Below are 19,826 nucleotides of genomic sequence, written 5' to 3'. Positions count from 1 at the left end.
GCCCATACTTCACTCGGAAGTCATGGGCTCGAACCATGTGGGTTCGTCAGACAGGGCCTGCTTGATCCGGAAGTAGTGGTAGTCGGTCATGGTCGGCAGCTCGTCCAGCGCGAACCAGCCGACCGCCAAGGACTCGTCGTCGTTGACCCGGGCCTCACCGTCGATGACACGACAGCGGAAGCAGAGGTCCATGAACTGGCAGATGTCGCCGTTCGGGTAGGTGACCTGCCGTCCGGACCGGACCGAGACCAGCCGCTCGACGGCGACCCGGACACCGGTCTCCTCCTCCACCTCGCGCGCGAGGGCGGCGGCGGGCTGCTCACCGGGTTCCGGGATGCCCGAGATCAGCGCCCACCGGTGGTTGTCCGCGCGCTGCCCGAGCAGGACTCTGCCCTCGTCGTCGAAGACGACGGCGCTCACGCCGGGGAGCCAGAGCAACTGGTGGCCTGCGGTGGCCCGGATCTCGCGGATGAAGTCAGGAGTAGGCATGACACCGACCCTAAGGGGCCGGTGTCCCGGTTCCGGCGCACTCCACGCGGCGTGCGCCGGGCGTACGGCTACACGCTCCGGGCGCGCCGCCCGCGTACACCGGCGCCGATCGCCCAGCCGAGACCGCCTGCGGCGACCAGCACGAGGGCGATCTCCGGCAGGATGCCCACCCGGGTGGCGGGCGTCTCCGACGACCGCAGCGGCACCTTCTGCACCAGGTGGGCGTGGACGAACATGCCGGTCTTCTGGGTGATCTTCCCGTCCGGCATGATGACCGCGCTGACGCCGCTGGTGACCGGCACGGTGACGGTCCGGCTGTGTTCGACGGCGCGCACGCGCGACATGGCGAGCTGCTGGTAGGTCATCTCGCTGCGGTCGAAGGTCGCGTTGTTGCTCGGCACGGAGATCAGCTGCGCCCCGTCGGTGACCTCGGAGCGCACGGCCCAGTCGAAGGCGGCCTCGTAGCAGGTGACCAGGCCGACCTTGCCGTGGTCCATGCTGAACACGCCCGGCTTGGTGCCGCGGCTGAAGTCCTGGCGGACCATCGAGGTCCAGTTGCTGTTGATCGCGCCGATCAGGGAGCGCAGCGGCAGGTACTCGCCGAACGGCTGGATCTGCCGCTTGTCGTAGCTGTCGATGGGGCCCTTCTTGGGGTCCCACAGGATCTGCTCGTTCCACAGCTTGCCGTCCCGCTCGACGACGCCGCCAACCGAGATGGGCACGCCGATCGCCTTGGCCGCGCTGTCGATGACGGCGTACGCGTCGGCGTTGGCGAAGGGGTCGACGTCGGAGGAGTTCTCCGGCCACAGCACGAAGTCGGGCCTGGGCGTCTTGCCCGCCTTGACCTCGGCCGCCAGGCGCATCGTCTCGCGCGCGTGGTTGTCGAGCACGGCACGCCGCTGGGCGTTGAACTCCAGCCCGGAACGCGGCACATTGCCCTGGATGAGCGCGACGGTCGCATAGCCGTCCTCGGCTTTGTCGCTGACCAGCGAACGGGCGGCGACCGCGCCTACCACCGGGACGGCCACGCTCAGCAGGGCGACGGCCGCGGCCGACCGCTGGACGTCACGGGTGCGCCGTGCATCCAGGGCGAGGCGTACGACCTCGTAGAGGCCGAAGCCGCACAGGACGACCGCGAAGCCGAGGACCGGGGTGCCGCCGAGCGCCGCCAGCGGCAGGAAGACGCCGTCCGCCTGACCGAATGCGATCTTGCCCCAGGGGAAGCCGTTGAACGGCACGCGCGCGCGTGCCGCCTCCCCGGCTATCCATAGCGCTGCGGCCCACACCGGCCAGGCGGGCAGCTTGGACACCACGGCGACACCCGCGCCGACCAGTGCGACGAAGATCGCCTCGATCGCCACCAGCGCCAGCCAGGGCACGGGGCCGACCTCCACGCCGGTCCACACCAGCAGCGGCAGCAGGAAGCCGAGGCCGAAGAGGTAGCCGAGGCCCAGGCCCGCCTTCCAGGTGCGGCCGCGCAGCACCCAGCCGAAGACGGCGAAGGCCGGAACGGCCAGCCACCACAGGGTGCGGGGCGGGAAACTGACGTAGAGCAGCACTCCGGAGAGCGCCGCGGCGAGGGCCGGAACGAAGCGTACGAGGCGCGCCGCGCGCGATGCGGGCGCGCTCTGCGGCTGCAACTGGTCCGACTCGTCCACGGAGGTTGCGGTGACGGTCACTCCGGGAGTGTACGGCGCGTGACCTTGACACGGACAGCACGGTCCACGGGGCAGCACGGGGCGCCTGCCTGCACGGGAGCCGCATCGTTCCTGCGCAACTCGGTCCAACTCATCCACAAAACGTCCATCAGCAGTTACGGTGTGCCCAGCCACAGTCGCGCGGCCGGTCACGGCCTCGGCGGCCTGGGTCGTTCGAGGTCGGGGGGCTTCGGTCAGGTTCGGGGGGCGGGGTGGGTTCCACAGGGATGACGTCTGAAGCCGGTCCGGGGGAGGTCGGCGAGAGACGAAACGTTTCCGACGCGGTGGGTGTGGTGGTCCTCGGGGCGTGCGCCACCTGGTCGCTGGTCACGGCGACCGTGCATGACGGCCGCCCCGAGGGTGTGCTGCTCGCGGTGCTGGCCGTGGCGGCCGGTTATGCCGCGGGGCGGATCTGCGGGGCGTTGCTGCCGGTGGCCGCACCGTGTGCGGGGGCGCTGGCCGGGCTGGGCCTTGCCGTGGCTGTGCCGCACCTTGCCCCGGGGCCGCAGATCGTGGCGCCGCTCGGACACGCCGGTGCCACCGCCGCACTGCTGACCCTGTGCGTGGGCGCCGCCTGCTGTGCGGCCTGGGCCGCCGACTCGCAGGCCGGTCGGTTGGCCATGGGCGCGCTGGCGGTCGGCATCACCGCGGCCGCGGCCTTCCTGGGCTCGACCAGCGGTTTCGTCATCTGTACCGCCGTGTTGCTGTGCTCGCTGGCCACCGGCCGCATGCACAGCCGTGCGGCGGGCATCGCCGGACTCGCCCTGACCGCGGCCCTGGTCACCGGTCTGACCTGGGCCGTCGCGGGCAATTCGCTGCCCGAGGGGCTGACCGCGTCCTTGGACGGTCCGCTCACCGAGCACCGGGTCCAGCTGTGGCAGGACGCCCTGCATCTGGCGCACCGCAACGCGGCGCTGGGCGTGGGACCGGAGCGCTTCGGTGAACTGAGCACGACGGCGACCGGGAGCCTGCTCTCGGACGGCAAGCCGCACTCGGCGCTGCTGCAGCAGGCGTCGGAACAGGGTGTCGTCGGAGTGGTCCTGCTGGGGGCGTCCTTCTGCTGGATGCTGCACGGGCTGTGGCGCTCACCGCGGCCCACGCCGGTGGTGCTCACCGCGGGGGCGGCCCTGACGGGGCTCGCGGCGATCGCCGCGGTCGGCAATGCCCTCAGCTTCACCGCCGTGTCGGTCGGCGCGGGCCTCCTCGCGGGCCTGTCCACGGCCCGGCCGCTGGCCGACGAGCCGCCTCAGCAGGCGGTTGGCGTACGACCGCGCCGTGACCGGCTCACACCGTGACGGAGCTGCTCAGTGCAGTGCGCCGGTCGTGCCGGGACGCAGCCGGTCCTTGATCACCCGCACCGCCGCCTCGGCGTTGTCCACGGTGACGGTGAACGTGTGGCCGTCCCACAGGCGCAGGACGACACCCTCGCCGCGCCGCACGACGACCGCGGTGCCCTTCTCGGGTCGCCAGCGGTAGCCCCAGCCGCCCCAGTGGCGCGGATTGACGTGCGCCGCGAATTCGGCGCCGGCGACCTGGGAGAGCGGAATGCGGCGGCGCGGCACACCGATGTGGCCGCAGCGCACCTCGAGGCACTCCGTGTCGAGCTTCAGATCCACGTGCAGGAAGGCGAGCGTGCCGAAGAGGACCAGCAGCCCGGCGGCGATGCAGCCGACGACGGCCATGACGAGCGGGGCGATGCCCGACGTCCAGGCGGAGTCGACGGCCAGCTTGATGCCGAGCGCCATGACGGCCGCGCCGGCCAGCGCCGGCAGCCACTGGACGCGCTTGGTGGCGTGCCCGGTCCAGACGTCGGGGTGCTGGGCTTTCTCGCCGTGGGGGTGGTCCCTCATGGCTACGAGGTTACTCAGGATTCGCTGCGCGGGCACCGAGTCGCGGAGTGTGACCGTGCCGACGTTGCCGATCGCGGACCGCAGGCGTCCGTTTCGCGGCTTCCGGTCACCGTGCGGGAGTGACCGCCTGCAAGAGCCGACCTTCCTCGTACGCCAGGGCAGGGGCCAGGAGGGCACCCTCGCGTCCGCTCAACAGCACCGTCAAAGTGCCGGTGGCCGGCGCACCAGGGACCGGCTGCTCGCCGAGACGGCGCAGCGCCCGGGCGGCGACGGCGCCCGCGGAGCCGTGCAGTGACGGTGCCGATCGCAGACCACGCGCGTCTGTTAGGCGGCTTCCGGTCACCGTGCGGGAGTGACCGCCCGCAAGAGCCGACCTTTCTCGTACGCCAGGGCAGGGGCCAGGAGGGCACCCTCGCGTCCGCTCAGCAACACCGTCAAAGTGCCGGTGGCCGGCGCATCAGGGACCGGCTGCTCGCCGAGACGGCGCAGCGCCCGGGCGGCGACGGCGCCCGCGGAGCCGTGCAGTGACGGTGCCGATCGCAGGCCACGGGCGTCTGTTAGGCGGCTTCCGGTCACCGTGCGGGAGTGACCGCCTGCAGGAGCCGGCCTTCCTCGTACGCCAGGGCAGGGGCCAGGAGGGCACCCTCGCGTCCGCTCAACAGCACCGTCAAAGTGCCGGTGGCCGGCGCACCAGGGACCGGCTGCTCGCCGAGACGGCGCAGCGCCTGGGCGGCGACGGCGCCCGCGGAGCCGTGCAGGACGAGCGGCGGGAAGTCCGGCTGCTGTACGGCGGCGCGGATGCGCTCGGCGACGAGTTCGTAATGGGTGCAGCCCAGGACGACGGTCGTTACATCGCCGGGGGTCAGTGCGGCGGCCGCGGCGACGGCGGCGTCGATGGCCGCCTCGTCGGCGTGCTCCACGGCCTCGGCGAGCCCGTGGCAGGGCACCTCGGTGACCGTCACCCCGTCGGCGAACTCCGCGATGAGGTTGCGCTGGTAGGGGCTGCCGGTGGTGGCGGGTGTCGCCCAGATCGCCAGGGGGCCGCCGCCCGCCGCGGCCGGCTTGATCGCCGGGACGGTGCCGATGACCGGCAGCTCGGGTTCGAGGCGGGCGCGCAGGGCGGCCAGGGCGTGCACGGACGCCGTGTTGCAGCCGACGATCAGGGCGTCCGGCCGGTGCGCGGCGGCCGCCTCGGCGACGGCCAGGGCGCGCGCGGTCAGGTCCTCGGGGGTCCTGGGTCCCCAGGGCATGCCGTCGGGGTCCAGGGACAGGACGAGATCTGCGTCGGGCCGCAGACGCCGTACCGCGGCGGTGGCCGCCAGCAGACCGATTCCGGAGTCCATGAGCGCGATCTTCACCCGGCCACGATAGACGATGGGGCCTTACGGGCAGGTGGGGTGGGGCAGACTGCGCGGGTGAGCGCCATCGTGTGGATCGCCGCCGTATCACTCGCCGCCTGGCTGTGGCTGCTGCTGTGTCAGGGCTTCTTCTGGCGTACGGACGTCAGGCTGCCGCCCCGCCGGGATCCTGACGAGTGGCCGTCGGTGTGCGTCGTCGTCCCCGCGCGTGACGAGGCCGGCGTGCTGCCCGCGAGCCTGCCGTCGCTGCTCGCCCAGGAGTACCCGGGCCGGGCGGAGATCTTCCTGGTCGACGACGGCAGCTCGGACGGCACGGGGGAGCTGGCCCGTGAACTCGCGGCCACCCGCGGCGGGCTGCCCCTGACTGTCGCCTCCCCCGGTGAACCGCCCGCGGGCTGGACGGGCAAATTGTGGGCCGTGCGGCACGGTATCGACCTGGCACGCGCACGTGGTCCCGAATATCTGCTGCTGACGGACGCGGACATCGCGCACGCGCCGGACAGCCTGCGCGCCTTGGTCGCTGCCGCGCGCGGCGGCGGCTTCGACGTCGTGTCGCAGATGGCCCGGCTGCGGGTGGAGAGCCTGTGGGAGCGGCTCGTGGTGCCGGCCTTCGTCTATTTCTTCGCGCAGCTGTACCCGTTCCGCCGGATCGGCAGGAAGGGGACGCGGACGGCGGCTGCCGCGGGCGGCTGTGTGCTGCTGCGCACCGAGGCCGCCGAGCGGGCGCGGATCCCGGACGCGATCCGGCACGCCGTCATCGACGACGTGGCGCTCGCACGCGCGGTCAAGGGCAGCGGTGGACGCATCTGGCTGGGCCTGGCCGAGCGGGTGGACAGCGTGCGGCCCTATCCGCGCCTGCACGACCTGTGGCGGATGGTCTCACGCAGCGCGTACGCGCAATTGCGCCACAACCCACTGCTGCTGCTCGGGACGGTCGCCGGGCTGGTCCTCGTCTATCTGGTGCCGCCCGTGGCCGTGGTCGCAGGTCTGGCCGCCGGGGAGGGGACAGCCGCACTCGTCGGCGGCGCCGCGTGGCTGGTGATGACGGGGACGTACCTCCCGATGCTCCGTTATTACCGCCAGCCGCTGTGGCCGGCCCCGCTGCTGCCGTTCACCGCGCTCCTCTATCTCCTCATGACGGTCGATTCAGCGGTGCAGCACTACAGAGGACGCGGCGCGGCCTGGAAGGGCCGCACCTACGCGCGCCCGGACACCGTGGCGGACGAGCACCCTCTCTAGGGCGCTCACTTCCTGCCGGGAGTCCAGTTCATGCCCCACCCGTAGGCGTAGTCGACGGTCCGCTGCGGGCTGACCCCGCGCTCGGGCACCAGGTAGCGGGCCTCGCGCTGGACGACCAGGTCACTGCCCGTGTTGGTGATCAGGGCGAGGGCGCACACCGTCGAGGGGACCGTGCACTCGTCGAGCGAGAAGTCGATCGCGGCGCCGTACTGCGGCTGGAGGGTGACCGTGGCGTGCAGGTCCGCGAAGGAGCGCGCGCCCTCATAGATGGTCACGAAGACCAGAATCCGGCTGAAGGACTGCTTGTGGTCCAGGTTGATCGTGAGGTTCTCGCCGCTCGCGAGCGCACCGGTGCGGTCGTCGCCGTCGAGATGGATGTACGGCGGCCGCTGCAGGGACCCGAAGGCGTTGCCCAGGGCCTGCACGACGCCCTTGCTGCCGTCGGTGAGTTCGTACAGGGCGCACAGGTCGAGGTCGAGGTCCGCATGCATGGCGACCGCGCGGCCGCGTTTGCTGCCCCATCCCGAGAACTGCTTGCGCACCTGCCAGTTGAGGTTCACCCGCATGGCGCCCGAGGTGCCGCCCTGCTTGGCCAGCGAGACCGCGGGGGCCGCCTTGGTGAGCGTCACCTTGCTCAGGCGGACCGGCTGCGCCGGCGGTACGGGCGGCGGGGGCGGCTGCACGGCGGCCGGGGGTGCGACCGGCGGGGGCATGTGGACCGGCGGCGCGGTGGGCGCCGGGGCGAGGGGCGGGGGCGGGGTCATCGGCGGTGCGGCCGGGGGCGGAGGTGCGGGGGCGGTGTGCTGCGGTTCGTCGACCGTGATCCCGAAGTCCGTCGCCAGGCCCTCGAGTCCGCTGCTGTAGCCCTGGCCGACCGCGCGGAACTTCCAGGCGCCCTGGCGGCGGTAGAACTCCCCGAGCACGAAAGCGGTTTCCACACTCGCGCCCGTACTGTCGAAGCGGGCGACCACACCACCCTGGGCGGCATCGCGGACCTCGATGTAGAGGTCGGGGACCTGCCCGAACGTGCCGCCGTCCGCGGAGGCGGCGAGGACGATCGTCTCGACCGCGGGCTCCACGCGCGCGAGGTCGACCAGGAGGGTGTCGACGATGCGGCCGCCGCCGTCGCGCTTGCCCTCGTGCCGGACCGCCCCGGAGGCGTGCACGGGCTGGTTGTAGAAGACGAAGTCGCCGTCGGAGCGGACCTTGCCACCCACGAGCAGAAGGGCAGAGGCGTCCGCGTCCGGGACGCCGGGTCCGGAACGCCAGCCCAATTCCACCCGCAGTGCCGTCGTCGGCACCGGGGTATTCGAGCCTTTCGGCATTGACATGTCCGCCCCCATCGCGTGTCACTGCGCCAGTCCGTGGCCCCGGCGGCTCTTCCGGTCTTCTCCTCGCACAACCTATTCCCCCGGCGCGGCGAACTCCCACGAGGAGCGCTGGAAGAGCGGTGACCGACCCGCCGGTAACCCGCCCGGAGCTTGGCCTTTACAGGACCGGTACCTCGTTCGACGCCCTTTTTTGCCAAGTTCGCTCGCATTGGGGATCCCGCGTCACTGCGAACACTCAAAACAACCCTCTTATCGGTCTCCCCAACTAGCACATCGAGGGCTTAACTTATGAGCCATGACCTCCCCCCGCTCCACCTTCGGCGGCGGTTACTACTCCGCCTTCCCGGACACCCCGATCTACGACCGGCTCGTCGCCGAGCGGGGCACCCCGCAGATCGCTCCGATCCGGGTCCCCGCCGCGTACGACGCGCCGGGCAGCTACCTGCCGGCCCTGCCGTCGGCCCTGCCCGCCCTTCCGGCGGGCCCCTCCCAGCCCTCCTACGGCTATCCGCAGGCGCAGCAGCCGGCACCGCTGCAACAGGCGCCCGCGGCCTATATCCCTCAGCAGGCCGCGGCGCCGCGCGGCTATCCCGGCCCCGGCCCGCAGCCGCCGCAGCCACAACGGCCGATGGCGACCGGCACCGGCTACGAGGCGATGCGCCCCGCGGCCGCCCGGCCCGCCCCGGCTCCTTATCAGGACCCGTACAACAACCAGCAGCAGTACCGAGGCTACTGACCGCTCCTCCCGGGTTGTCACTGCCGCCTGGCAGGATGGCCTGATGGGGAACGCGCTGCTGCAGTCGATTCACGTCCATCCGGTGAAGGCGTTCCGGGGCCTCGCGCCCCGGGAAGCCGTCGTGGAGCCCTGGGGGCTGGCCGGAGACCGGCGCTGGGTGCTGATCGACGACGGGGGAAAGGTCGTCACACAACGTCAGCAGCCGCGCCTCGCGCTGGCCGCCGCCGAGCTCCTGCCCGGCGGCGGTGTTCGTCTGTCCGCGCCGGGCATGGAGCCGCTGACCGTGCCGGTGCCACGTCCGGCCGTCACGGTTCCGGTGGAGATCTTCGGCGAAAAGGTCGAGGGGGTCCCCGCCGCGGAGGCGACCGCGCACGCCTGGTGCAGCGAGTACCTCGGCATCGGTGCACGCCTCGTGCACATGGACGACCCGGCCACGCGCCGGCCCCTCGACCCGGAGTACGCACAGCCGGGCGAGACGGTCAGCTTCGCCGACGGCTATCCACTGCTGCTCACCACGGTCGCCTCCCTCGATGCTCTCAACTCCCTGATCGCCCAGGGTGCCCGCCCGGCCGAGGGGCCGCTGCCGATGAACCGCTTCCGGCCGAACGTGGTCGTGGCCGGCACCGCCGCCTGGGCCGAGGACGGCTGGTCCCGCATCGCGATCGGCGAGGTCACCTTCCGCGTCGCCAAGATGTGCGGGCGCTGCGTGGTGACCACCACCGACCAGAACAGCGCCGCGCGCGGCAAGGAACCCCTGGCCACGCTGGAACGCCACCGCCGCATCGACGGCAAACTGGCGTTCGGCCAGAACCTGGTGCCCCTCTCCCCCGGCACGATCCGGGTCGGCGACCCGGTGACGGTCCTCGCATAGACCGCTCATGGGCGGCTCTGCCGTGTGGCCGCCCGGCGGGATCACCCAGCCCCGAAGCACCGCAAGAAAGATCCCGCCAAGGGCCCGCGCGCGGGAACCCGGGGCGGTGGCCCGGGCGTTGAGTCTTCGTGAGAAGTTCATGAGAGGCCCCGGGGACAGGTGATTTCGATCTCTCTTTGACCGGGCCCGCGGGTGAACGGCTCCGCCGGGGGTTATCACGGAGCGGGAAGGGGGTGCGGGACGGTGCGAGCAATCAGGGGACTCTGGCGCTGGCGGCACAATCCGCTGCGGCGCACGAGCGATGTGGTCGAGGCGTGGGTGGCGCTGGTGGCGCTGCTGCTGATCCTGGCCGTGGCGCCCGTGGTCGGTTCCCTCGTCGGCGGCATCGCGCAGGATGCCCTGCAGCAGTCCGTCCGCGACCAGCGCACGGCCCGCCACCTGGTGACGGCGACCGTGGCCCGCAAACTGGACCGCTCCCCCCTGGACACCGACCCGGAGACGGCCTCTGCGCGGGACCTGCGCAGCCGCGTCGTCGCCGACTGGACCGCGCCGGACGGCTCCCGCCACCACGGCGCGGCTCTGGCGGAGCTCAAGTCCCCGCACCACGGCGACCACTTCAAGATATGGACGGACCTGCACGGCCAGATAGTGGCCCGTCCCCTGGACTCCACGACGGCGACGACCCACGCGGTGCTCGCCGGGTTCGGCGCCGCCCTGCTCACCGCGGGTGCCGTCGAGGGTGCCCGGCGGCTGATCGTCTGGCGCATGGTCCGGCGCCGGTACGCCCGTTGGGACCAGGCCTGGGACCGGGCCGGCCCGGACTGGGGCAGGACCGGCACGGGCAGCTGACGGCCTTACGGCTCTGGTCAACCCACCGCCCGCGCGCACGCTACGGTGGACCGGCCGAACGCACTCGGCATCAACCCGCGTACCACGAGGTGGGGGCACAGCAACGCCATGGCACAGGGCACGGTCCAGGTGACGCACACCGGCACATCGCGGTGGCGACGCCGCACGGGTGAGTACGCATCGCTCGCCGCCGCCCTGGAGGCCGCTGCCGACGGTGACGTCCTCACCGTCGCGCCCGGCACCTACCGGGAAAACCTCGTCGTCCAGCGGTCGGTGACCCTGCGCGGGCCCGAGGGCTCTCCCGGCTCGGTGCGGATCGCACCGGTCGACGGGGTGCCGCTGACCGTACGCGCCTCTGCCGTGGTCCAGGACCTGCACGTGGAGGGACAGGACGCCTCGGTGCCCGCCCTGCTGGTCGAGGAGGGCACACCGGAACTGCTGGACGTACGGATCATCACCCGGTCCGCGGCCGGCATAGAAGTGCGGTCGGGCGCGCGTCCGACCGTGCGGCGGTGCACCGTCGACAATCCGGCCGGCATCGGCATCGCCGTACTCGACGGCGGGGGCGGGGTGTTCGAGGAGTGCGAGGTCGTCGCCGCCGGTCAGTCGGGCGTCGCGGTCCGCGGCGGTGCGCACCCGCGCCTGGAGCGCTGCCGGATCCATCACGCCTCGGGGGCAGGGCTTTCGGCGACCGGCGAGAACTCCGCGCTGGAGGCGGTGGGTTGCGAGGTGTACGAGGTCCGCGGCAGCGGCGTCCAGGTCACCGGCCGGGCCACCGCGCACCTCACGGACTGCGATGTGCACCGCACCACCGCGGACGGCGTCACGCTCGACACGGACGCGGTGCTCACCCTCGCCGACTGCCGCATCCACGACATCCCGGAGAACGCGGTCGATCTGCGTTCGCGCTCCGTGCTCACGCTGACCCGCACGACGGTGCGTCAGTTCGGGCGCAACGGCCTGTCGGTGTGGGATCCGGGCACCCGCGTGGACGCCAACCAGTGCGAGATCTTCGACAGCACCGGCGACTACCCGGCGGTGTGGGTCAGCGACGGCGCCACCGCGGTGCTGGAGTCCTGCCGGGTGCACGATGTGCCGGACGCCCTGTTCGTCCTGGACCGCGGCTCGCGCGCGGACGTGGTCGACAGCGACCTGACCCAGGTCCGCAACACGGCCGTGTCGGTGAGCGACGGCGCGACCGCGCAGCTCGACGACTGCCGCATCCGCGACGCCGCGACGGGCGCCTGGTTCCGCGACCACGGCAGCGGCGGCACCCTGAACAACTGCACCCTGGACGCCACCCAGACCGGCGTGATCGTCACCAAGGGCGCGGACCCGACCATCGAGCGCTGCACCGTCGACTCCCCCGCCGAGGCGGGCTTCTATGTGTCGGCGGGCGGCCGCGGCAGCTTCGTGGGCTGCCGGGTGACCGCCAGCGGCGGCTACGGCTTCCATGTGATCGACGGCAGCCGTACGACACTGCGCAAGTGCCGCACGGAACGGTGCGCGCGCGGTGGCTACGAGTTCGCGGACGGCGGCGACGCGGCCCCCGGCACGGGCCCGGTCGTCGAGGACTGCACCAGCGACGAGAGCGCTGGCCTCAGGCCGCCCGCGGCCCGGGAGACCGCCGTACAGCAGACCGCTCAGTCGCCCGGCCTGCTGGGCGCGATCCCCGGACAGCGCAGCACCGAGCAGGAGCCCCTGCTGGCCGCCGCGCAGCCCGAGCAGTCGGCACGGACGTCGAAGGCCGTGCTGGGTGAACTCGACGCGCTGGTGGGCCTGGAGAGCGTCAAGCGCGAGGTGCGGGCACTGACCGACATGATCGAGGTGGGCCGGCGCCGGCAGCAGGCGGGCCTCAAGGCGGCCTCCGTCAAACGGCATCTGGTCTTCACCGGCTCCCCCGGCACCGGCAAGACGACCGTGGCCCGCCTCTACGGCGAGATCCTCGCCTCCCTCGGTGTGCTGGAGAAAGGGCATCTCGTCGAGGTGTCGCGGGTCGACCTGGTCGGCGAGCACATCGGCTCGACGGCGATCCGCACCCAGGAGGCCTTCGACAGGGCACGCGGCGGTGTGCTGTTCATCGACGAGGCGTACGCGCTGTCGCCGGAGGACTCGGGCCGGGACTTCGGCAAGGAGGCCATCGACACGCTGGTGAAGCTGATGGAGGACCACCGGGACGCGGTCGTGGTGATCGTCGCGGGCTACACGGCCGAGATGGAGCGGTTCCTTTCGGTCAACCCCGGTGTGGCGTCCCGTTTCTCCCGGACCATCACCTTCAGCGACTACGAGCCCGACGAACTGCTCAGGATCGTCGAGCAGCAGGCCGACGAGCACGAGTACCGGTTGGCGCCGGGCACCGCGGAGGCGCTGCTGAAGTACTTCACGGCGATCCCCAAGGGCCCGGCGTTCGGCAACGGCCGCACCGCACGCCAGACCTTCGAGGCGATGGTGGAGCGGCATGCGGGCCGGGTCGCCCAGTTCAGCGAGCCGAGCACGGACGATCTGACCCTGCTCTACGCCGAGGATCTGCCCGAGTCACCCTGAGCTCCCGCCTCGGGGCGTGGGGAGGGCACCTCCGAGCGCAGGCGGGCCAGCAGCCGTTCCCGCTCCTCGGCGAAGACCGGGTCGGCCTGGTAGTCGCCGTGGCCGAGGATCGGGGCGGGCAGCGGGTGCTGCGCGGTGCGGCCGTAGGCGAGGGGGTCCTTCAGGGGAGCGCGGTCCACCTCGGGGCCACATTCGCCGGGCAGCCGGACCGGGCCGCCGATGGGGTCGGTGAGCCGGTACAGATTGCGCCAGCAGTCGACGTCCTGGTGCAGGGAGCTGAGGGCGGCGGGCCCGAAATGGGCCGGGAACCAGCGGCCGTAGAGGCGCTCCAGCGGGGAGCCGTAGGTCAGCAGGGCGACCCGTCTGCGGACGGGCGGCTCAAGCTGCCAGGCCGCGGCGGCCGCGAGCACACTGCCCTGGGAGTGTCCGGAGAGCACGAGGCGGCCGCCCGTGGCGCGCGTCCAGGTCGCCATCCGCCAGGTCAGGTCGGGCACCGCGCGCTCGGCGTAGCAGGGCGGGGCGAACGGGTGGGCGGCGCGCGGCCAGAAGGTGCCGACGTCCCACAGGATGCCGATGGTGCGCCGGGCGGAGGCGTCCTTGTAGGCGCGCCTGCCCCAGGTGACGAAGAGTATGAAGCCCAGACCGATCAGCCAGGAGCCCAGCGCCTGCGCGGTCTGTGCGACGCCGTGCACGAAGGCGAAGGCGTGCTGCGCGGCCTCACCGGGCGCCTTTTCGGTGATCTTCGCGCCGAGGAGGGCTCCGGCGCCCAGCAGCAGGGTCGTGGCGGAGGTGACGGCGACGACGAGGGGGCCGCGGTCGGTGAGTGCGGCCAGCGCGCGGGTGGTGGCGATGCGTCGGGTGCGTGCCGCGTCCTTGGGTTCGCCGGGGTAGTCGAGCTCGACGGTGCCCAGTTCGGTGCGGCGCAGCAGCCAGGCCCGCCGGCCCAGCCCGGCGCTGAACACGAGCAGGACGAGGAGCAGCACGGGGATCACGGACGCCTGCCAGGTCAGCAGGACCGGCGGGCCGTCGATGGAGGTGCCGGTGCCGTCCAGCCAGTCGGACACCCGCTGGGAGACGCCACCGGACATCACCCCGCCCAGGGCGCAGGCCAGCATCGCGACGGCGGGTCCGCCCTGGCCGCGCAACACGGTGCGGGTGTCGGGGTGGCTGCGGTACAGCAGGTGGGCGACCGCCGCGAGGGCGATCACCAGTAAGCCCTGGACCAGGGCGAGGGTGCCGAAGGTGGTGCCGCCGCCGGCCAGCAGGCCGGCCGACCGCCAGCCCGGGCGCTCCCAGCCGGCGTACACCGTGCAGAGCAGCAGCAGGAGGAGGGCGGTCAGCGGCAGGCGTCGTACGAGGTGCTCGTCGAGTCGCCGGTCGAGGCGGTTCTCGCTGCGTCCCCGGCGGCAGACCACCCACACCACGACGGCGGCGGTGGCGACGAGTGCGATCTCCAGGAGCCGGCCCACGGTGTCGAGTGCCGCCGGGCCGCCGGGCCTGCGGTCGAAGCGGGCCGCGGAGGATGCGACCGCCGCGGCCACCGTCAGCAGACCCGCCGCGGTGTGTGCGGCGCGCAGCCGGGCCACCAGCCGGCGGCCGTACCAGAAGCCGGGCCGGCCCAGGGCGGTGCGGCCGGTGTCCTCGTCGGGTTCGGGCCGGCGGTCGATGGGTCGCTGGGACTCGTACGCGCTCCAGGTGCGGTGCGAGAGGTACCAGAGCAGGGCGGTGAGCGCGGCGGGCACCAGGGCCGCGACGGCGAGCCGTCGGCCGGGCCTGCTCCACCAGCCGTTCCGCGACACCTCGGGCGACAGGAAGCCCAGCCAGGAGTGCCGCTCGGCGCACGCGCGGGTGCCCGCGCACTGCCAGGCCGCCAGGTCCAGGGCGACCTCGCAGGCGGCGGCGACCAGCAGCACCGTCAGCGTCAGGCCCGCCAGGCGTACGAGCAGCCCGTACAGGCGGACCGTCCTCCGGTGGCCGCGTGCGGTGGGCCGCATCCAGTGGGCGAGGTTGACCACCATGAACGGCAGGAGCAGCAGCCACAGGGCCCGCGCGCTGTTGCCGGAGGTCAGATTGCACCAGACGTAGGCCTCCGGCACCGGTCTGCCGCGGTAGTCCTCGGGTCGGCTCTCCGCGTCGGCGTCCTCGGCGCGCCGGAAGACCGCCGCCGTGTCGTCGCCGGTGATCCGCACCGTGCGCGGATCATTGAGCATCTCCTGGGGTGTGGTGCCGCCCACGCCGTGGACCAGGAGTTCCAGGGCGGTTGCAGATCCCTTCGGTCCCGCGAGGGGACCGCTGGTCGGGACACGTTCCTGTGCACGTTCCACTGTTCGCACTTCCCCCGTGACGCGCCGTCTCTTGTGCCCGTGCGGGCACCAGGATCTCCGCTCGGACGGCGGCGTACACCCTTGAACACGGAATCTCCCCGATCCGGGTGATCTGCGGGGAACAGAAGGGGCATTGGTGACATGCGCGCGTCGGGTAGGTGGCGTCATGGGGGCCCACCCGTGCAAGGATGGGACGTCCGCGCACCGGGGCAGGGAAGAATGTCCTTGTCGGAGCAGGTGCGCAGGGCGTGTCGGACGGCTTGAGGCGAAAGGACCGGAGCGTACGTGAGCGAGAATCAGAACCTCCTCGCGGAGCAGCGGCGCGCCCTGATCCTGGACGAGGTCCGGCGCCGGGGCGGCGTCCGTGTGAACGAGCTGACCCGCAAGCTGGGCGTGTCGGACATGACCGTGCGCCGCGACCTGGACGCGCTGTCCCGGCAGGGCGTGCTGGAGAAGGTGCACGGCGGCGCGGTGCCGGTCGTGGAGGCGAGCACGCACGAGCCGGGCTTCGAGGCCAAGTCGGGCCTTGAGCTCACGGCCAAGGAGGACATCGCGCGATCGGCGGCCCAGCTGGTGGCGCCGGGTACCGCGATCGCGCTCTCGGGCGGTACGACGACGTATGCGCTGGCCCACCATCTGCTGGACGTCCCGGACCTGACCGTCGTGACGAACTCGGTGCGGGTGGCCGACGTCTTCCATGCGGCGCAGCGCACCTCCGGCCCCCGGCAGGGTGCGGCCACGGTGGTGCTGACCGGCGGGGTGCGCACGCCCTCCGACTCGCTGGTGGGGCCGGTGGCCGACCAGGCGATCGCGGCGCTCCACTTCGACGTGCTGTTCCTCGGTGTGCACGGCATATCGGTCGAGGCCGGCCTGTCGACGCCGAACCTCGCGGAGGCCGAGACCAACCGGCGCCTGGTGCAGTCGGCGCGGCGGGTCGTGGTGGTCGCCGACCACACCAAGTGGGGTGTGGTGGGTCTGAGTTCGTTCGCGGCACTGGAGCAGGTCGACACGCTGGTGACGGACGCGGGCCTGGCGGGCGACGCGCGCGAGGAGATCTCCGAGCATCTGCGTCGGCTGGTCGTGGTGGGCGAGCCGGAGAGCTGATCTCCCCCGGGGTGCTGCTGACATCTGACGGGTCGCCAGCTATCGTGACGTCGCCCCGGTCAACCACCCTTCTCCGTCAAGGGGGTTCGCGTTCATGGCTCACCGTCTGCGTCCCGTCGGGCTCGACTTCGTCGACACCGCCCCCGTGCGTCTGGTCTTCGCCCAGGAGATCGCGGCGGCACCCGAGGCGGTCTTCCACGCCCTCAACGACGATGTGCCGGGATGGGCGGAATGGTTCGCGGCCGTGTCGCAGGCACGCTCCCTCGACGACGGTGCCGGTCGCGACATCCGGCTGAGGGGCGGCGGGCGCTTCCGGGAGACGGTCATCGCCTCGAAGAAGGCGGAGGTGTACGCCTACCGGGTCGACGTCACCAACGCACCGGGCGCCCGCGCCCTCGCCGAGGAGTGGCGGCTGCTACCGGCCGGGACGGGCACCCGCGTCCAGTGGACCTTCGCCGCGGACGGCACGGCAGCGTTCCGGTTCGTGGTGAAGGCGGCACGGGCCGGGCTCGGGCGGGCCTTCCGGGACGCGGTGATCTCGCTGGACCGCCACCTCACCGCGCCCTGAAGAGGCGCGGGGCTGTGTCGATGTGCGGCTCCGCCGCGCGGGCGCGACCAGCCACGACGATGCCGCAGACGAGGGACGGCCCTTCCCGCGGAGCGCTCAGCAGGGCCAGACGCCGGTCTCCAGCAGCGCATCGATCGCCACCGAGTACGGCTCGATGGCCAGCCCCTGCTCGGAGAGCCACGCATCCGAGTAGTACTTGTCCAGGTAGCGGTCCCCCGGGTCGCACAACAGTGTCACCACGCTCCCCTGCCGCCCCTCGGCCACCATCTCGGCGACGATCTTCAGCGCGCTCCACAGTCCGGTGCCCGTGGAGCCGCCCGCCTTGCGGCCGATGGCCCGCTCCAGCGCCCGTACGGCGGCGACGCTGGCCGCGTCGGGGACCTTCATCATCCGGTCGATGGCGCCCGGCACGAAGCTCGGCTCCATCCGGGGGCGGCCGATGCCCTCGATGCGTGAGCCGCAGTCGCTGGTGACGTCCGGATCGCCGGTGGTCCAGCCCTCGAAGAAACACGAGTTCTCCGGATCGGCCACACAGATGCGGGTGTCGCGCTGGGTGTAGTGGACGTAGCGCGCGAGGGTCGCCGAGGTGCCGCCGGTGCCCGCCGTCGCCACGATCCACGCGGGCTCCGGGAACCGCTCCAACTCCAGCTGACGGAAGATGGATTCGGCGATGTTGTTGTTGCCGCGCCAGTCCGTGGCCCGTTCGGCGTAGGTGAACTGGTCCATGTAATGGCCGCCGGTCTCCACCGCGAGGCGGGCCGACTCGTCGTACATCTTGCGGGAGTCGTCCACGAAGTGGCACTGCGCGCCGTGGAACTCGATCAGGCGGACCTTCTCGGCACTCGTCGTGCGCGGCATGACGGCGATGAAGGGCACGCCGATCAGCTTCGCGAAGTACGCCTCGGAGACGGCCGTCGAGCCGCTGGACGCCTCGATCACCGGGCGGCCCGGCCGGATCCAGCCGTTGCACAGTCCGTAGAGGAAGAGCGAGCGGGCGAGCCGGTGCTTGAGGCTGCCGGTGGGGTGGGTGGACTCGTCCTTCAGGTACAGGTCGATCCCCCACTTCTCGGGCAGCGGGAAGCGGAGCAGATGCGTGTCGGCCGAGCGGTTGGCATCGGCCTGGACCTTGCGGACGGCGTCTTTCAGCCAGTCGCGGTAGACGGCGTCACTGTGGTCGACATCGAGGGTTGTACCGGTCCGGGTCTGCTGTGGGGTGGTCACGACGGGGTGCTCCTTAGGCTGTGCGCCGACGGCGCGTCGCGCGGCCGACGCATCGATCATAAACACCTTCCGCACGCTTCTCACCTGCATAAACGCAACTTTGAGCACCCCAAAGAACACCCTGGGGCCACCGGGCGGGCACAGGTGGGGGCGCATTCGCGCGAGTGCTCCGGGCGCTCACTCCGAGCGTGTCGTGCGTACTGGTGCTCGACGTCGGGTGCGGGCAGACTGCATCGAACGGGGGCGCACACTGGATCACGACACGAGCTGGATCACGATCCGCACAGGAACGATCCAGCCCACCGGAGAGCCACAAGGGGGCGGCGGCATGGCGGAGCCGGAGTTCACGGCGACGGGCGTGCGAATCGGTAAACGGCTGCGTTCGCTCACCCGGGCCGGACAGGTCCGGATCAGCGACGGCAGACTTGCATTGCTCACCAGTTACGGCACCGAGATCGACAGCGCGCCGGTGCAGGCGGTACGCGCCTCCAAGCCCTGGTTCGCCCCGGAGGACCGGGCGCTCGCGGACCTCAACGGCAAGCGGTACCTACTGACCCTGGGCGACCACGACCCCGCGCCGGGCGAGCCGGGGCCGCCGGCGGCACGCCGCTTCATCGAGGCCGTACGCAAAGCGGCCGGTCGCGGCGGCTGACAGCACCCACCGGATGGGCTCGGGCTCGCACCCGTGTGGTCGGCGCAGCCGATCGTGAGTTGCGCTCCCGCACCCCCTGGGTCACGCTGTTCTCACGTCACTCTGGGTTTACCGGCGATAACGCTGCGAACCAGCCCGCCGGGCACGACGGCAGGTGGCCAGGCCCTCAGGCACCTGCTGGATCCGTACTCCGTGTTCTTCCGGACCTCTTAAGTCGGGGAGTCGCAGCCGTGATCAGTCACCCAAGCAGGCACTGCACGGTAGAGCTGCAAGCCCTGCCGTCGCGGATCGGCCAGGTCCGCAGAATCGTCTCTGCGCAATTGCGCTACTGGCATCTGGACGCCCTCATCGACCGGGCCGCGCTCGGTGTGACGGAGCTGTTGACCAACGTCCACCTGCACGCCCAGCCCGACAAACTCTGCACCGTGGAGATAGAGCTGGTACTGGACCGGCTCATGGTCTCCGTGCACGACCACGACCCCCGCCTGCCCGAGGTGCGGGACGTCGAAGCCTCCGCCACCACCGGGCGCGGGCTGGCCATGGTGGCCGCGGTGAGCGAGAGCTGGGGGGCGCGCCCTGACGGCGAGTCGGGCAAGGTCGTCTGGTTCGCGCTGCCCACCACGCCCGCTCCGGTGGCGGCCCCGGCCCGTCCTCCGCGCCGTACGGCCGACACGCCGGCCCGCCGGCTCGTGGAACTCGAGCCCGCGGCCGACAGCCACAGGTCCGCGCACGCTCCCGCCCGGTCCGCCGTTCCCGGCTGACCGGGCGGTGATTTTGGGTCGGTCGCCCTCTTTTGGGTCGGTCGCCTTCGGGGCGCCCCAGTCGGTGTCGAGACGGCGATCGTGCTCAGCGCTTCGCGCCACCCCCTCTTTTGGGTCGGTCGCCTTCGGGGCGCCTTAGTCGGTGTCGAGACGGCGATCGTGCTCAGCGCTTCGCGCCACCCCCTCTTTTGGGTCGGTCGCCTTCGGGGCGCCTTAGTCGGTGTCGAGACGG

17 protein-coding genes are annotated in these 19,826 nt (G+C 72.1%); 10 read left to right on the top strand and 7 right to left on the bottom strand.

The features are described from left to right. Positions 1-9 precede the first annotated feature (9 nt). Together ACWC1K_RS48090 and lnt are read right to left on the bottom strand one after the other, a co-directional pair. Positions 10-489 (bottom strand): NUDIX hydrolase, encoded by a 480-nt coding sequence (locus ACWC1K_RS48090; RefSeq protein WP_450840268.1) that lies wholly within the window; start codon positions 487-489, stop codon positions 10-12. Positions 490-557: 68 nt separating this feature from the next. Continuing rightward, positions 558-2,168: an apolipoprotein N-acyltransferase gene (gene lnt / locus ACWC1K_RS48085; RefSeq protein WP_450840266.1), complete on the bottom strand. Its 1,611-nt coding sequence runs from the start codon at positions 2,166-2,168 to the stop codon at positions 558-560. Positions 2,169-2,413: 245 nt separating this feature from the next. Here lnt and ACWC1K_RS48080 point away from each other — a divergent pair, with 245 nt between their 5' ends. Next, positions 2,414-3,481, top strand: coding sequence for an O-antigen ligase family protein (locus ACWC1K_RS48080; RefSeq protein WP_450840265.1), 1,068 nt, complete (start codon positions 2,414-2,416; stop codon positions 3,479-3,481). Positions 3,482-3,490: 9 nt separating this feature from the next. Here the strand turns inward: ACWC1K_RS48080 and ACWC1K_RS48075 are convergent, their stop codons facing one another. Together ACWC1K_RS48075 and ACWC1K_RS48070 are read right to left on the bottom strand one after the other, a co-directional pair. Continuing rightward, positions 3,491-4,036 (bottom strand): hypothetical protein, encoded by a 546-nt coding sequence (locus tag ACWC1K_RS48075; protein WP_450840264.1) that lies wholly within the window; start codon positions 4,034-4,036, stop codon positions 3,491-3,493. 572 nt (positions 4,037-4,608) lie between these two features. Beyond that, a complete protein-coding gene (locus ACWC1K_RS48070) occupies positions 4,609-5,394 on the bottom strand; it encodes a glutamate racemase (protein WP_450840263.1) in 786 nt (261 codons plus the stop codon). Between the two features lie 39 nt (positions 5,395-5,433). On the opposite strand from ACWC1K_RS48070, the gene ACWC1K_RS48065 reads away from it, so the two are divergent. Beyond that, positions 5,434-6,633: a glycosyltransferase gene (locus tag ACWC1K_RS48065; RefSeq protein WP_450840261.1), complete on the top strand. Its 1,200-nt coding sequence runs from the start codon at positions 5,434-5,436 to the stop codon at positions 6,631-6,633. Between the two features lie 5 nt (positions 6,634-6,638). On the opposite strand, the gene ACWC1K_RS48060 is transcribed toward ACWC1K_RS48065, so the two are convergent. Then, positions 6,639-7,958: a TerD family protein gene (locus tag ACWC1K_RS48060; protein WP_450840273.1), complete on the bottom strand. Its 1,320-nt coding sequence runs from the start codon at positions 7,956-7,958 to the stop codon at positions 6,639-6,641. A 301-nt stretch (positions 7,959-8,259) separates the two neighbouring features. Between ACWC1K_RS48060 and ACWC1K_RS48055 the strand changes: the two genes are divergently transcribed. The 4 genes from ACWC1K_RS48055 (at position 8,260) to ACWC1K_RS48040 (ending at position 12,964) form a co-directional block, all read left to right on the top strand. Beyond that, a complete protein-coding gene (locus ACWC1K_RS48055) occupies positions 8,260-8,700 on the top strand; it encodes a DUF6643 family protein (RefSeq protein WP_351463391.1) in 441 nt (146 codons plus the stop codon). Positions 8,701-8,743: 43 nt separating this feature from the next. Next, the gene (locus tag ACWC1K_RS48050; protein ID WP_450840259.1) at positions 8,744-9,571 is read left to right on the top strand and encodes an MOSC domain-containing protein; all 828 of its coding nucleotides are present in this window, start codon (positions 8,744-8,746) and stop codon (positions 9,569-9,571) included. Between the two features lie 243 nt (positions 9,572-9,814). Beyond that, positions 9,815-10,420: an Rv1733c family protein gene (locus ACWC1K_RS48045; RefSeq protein ID WP_450840257.1), complete on the top strand. Its 606-nt coding sequence runs from the start codon at positions 9,815-9,817 to the stop codon at positions 10,418-10,420. A 108-nt stretch (positions 10,421-10,528) separates the two neighbouring features. Then, positions 10,529-12,964 (top strand): right-handed parallel beta-helix repeat-containing protein, encoded by a 2,436-nt coding sequence (locus ACWC1K_RS48040; protein ID WP_450840256.1) that lies wholly within the window; start codon positions 10,529-10,531, stop codon positions 12,962-12,964. Here ACWC1K_RS48040 and ACWC1K_RS48035 read toward each other — a convergent pair. After that, the gene (locus tag ACWC1K_RS48035) at positions 12,934-15,288 is read right to left on the bottom strand and encodes a hypothetical protein (RefSeq protein WP_450840254.1); all 2,355 of its coding nucleotides are present in this window, start codon (positions 15,286-15,288) and stop codon (positions 12,934-12,936) included. The genes ACWC1K_RS48040 and ACWC1K_RS48035 overlap by 31 nt on opposite strands. A 285-nt stretch (positions 15,289-15,573) precedes the next feature. Here ACWC1K_RS48035 and ACWC1K_RS48030 point away from each other — a divergent pair, with 285 nt between their 5' ends. Together ACWC1K_RS48030 and ACWC1K_RS48025 are read left to right on the top strand one after the other, a co-directional pair. Then, positions 15,574-16,392, top strand: a complete 819-nt coding sequence (locus tag ACWC1K_RS48030; protein WP_351463382.1) for a DeoR/GlpR family DNA-binding transcription regulator — start codon at positions 15,574-15,576, stop codon at positions 16,390-16,392. 94 nt (positions 16,393-16,486) lie between these two features. Continuing rightward, on the top strand, positions 16,487-16,960 hold the full coding sequence (locus tag ACWC1K_RS48025) for an SRPBCC family protein (protein WP_450840252.1): 474 nt from the start codon (positions 16,487-16,489) through the stop codon (positions 16,958-16,960). Between the two features lie 96 nt (positions 16,961-17,056). On the opposite strand, the gene ACWC1K_RS48020 is transcribed toward ACWC1K_RS48025, so the two are convergent. Continuing rightward, a complete protein-coding gene (locus ACWC1K_RS48020; protein WP_450840250.1) occupies positions 17,057-18,181 on the bottom strand; it encodes a PLP-dependent cysteine synthase family protein in 1,125 nt (374 codons plus the stop codon). A gap of 328 nt (positions 18,182-18,509) precedes the next feature. On the opposite strand from ACWC1K_RS48020, the gene ACWC1K_RS48015 reads away from it, so the two are divergent. Continuing rightward, positions 18,510-18,833 (top strand): hypothetical protein, encoded by a 324-nt coding sequence (locus ACWC1K_RS48015; protein ID WP_351463376.1) that lies wholly within the window; start codon positions 18,510-18,512, stop codon positions 18,831-18,833. 230 nt (positions 18,834-19,063) lie between these two features. Further along, complete coding sequence (locus tag ACWC1K_RS48010; protein WP_450840248.1) at positions 19,064-19,594, top strand: ATP-binding protein; 531 nt, start codon at positions 19,064-19,066, stop codon at positions 19,592-19,594. Positions 19,595-19,826: the final 232 nt, after the last annotated feature.

The organism is Streptomyces sp. NPDC001492 (assembly GCF_053597275.1).
The sequence above is the reverse complement of the archived record's forward strand: the minus strand, read 5'-3'. Positions and strand labels throughout refer to the sequence as shown.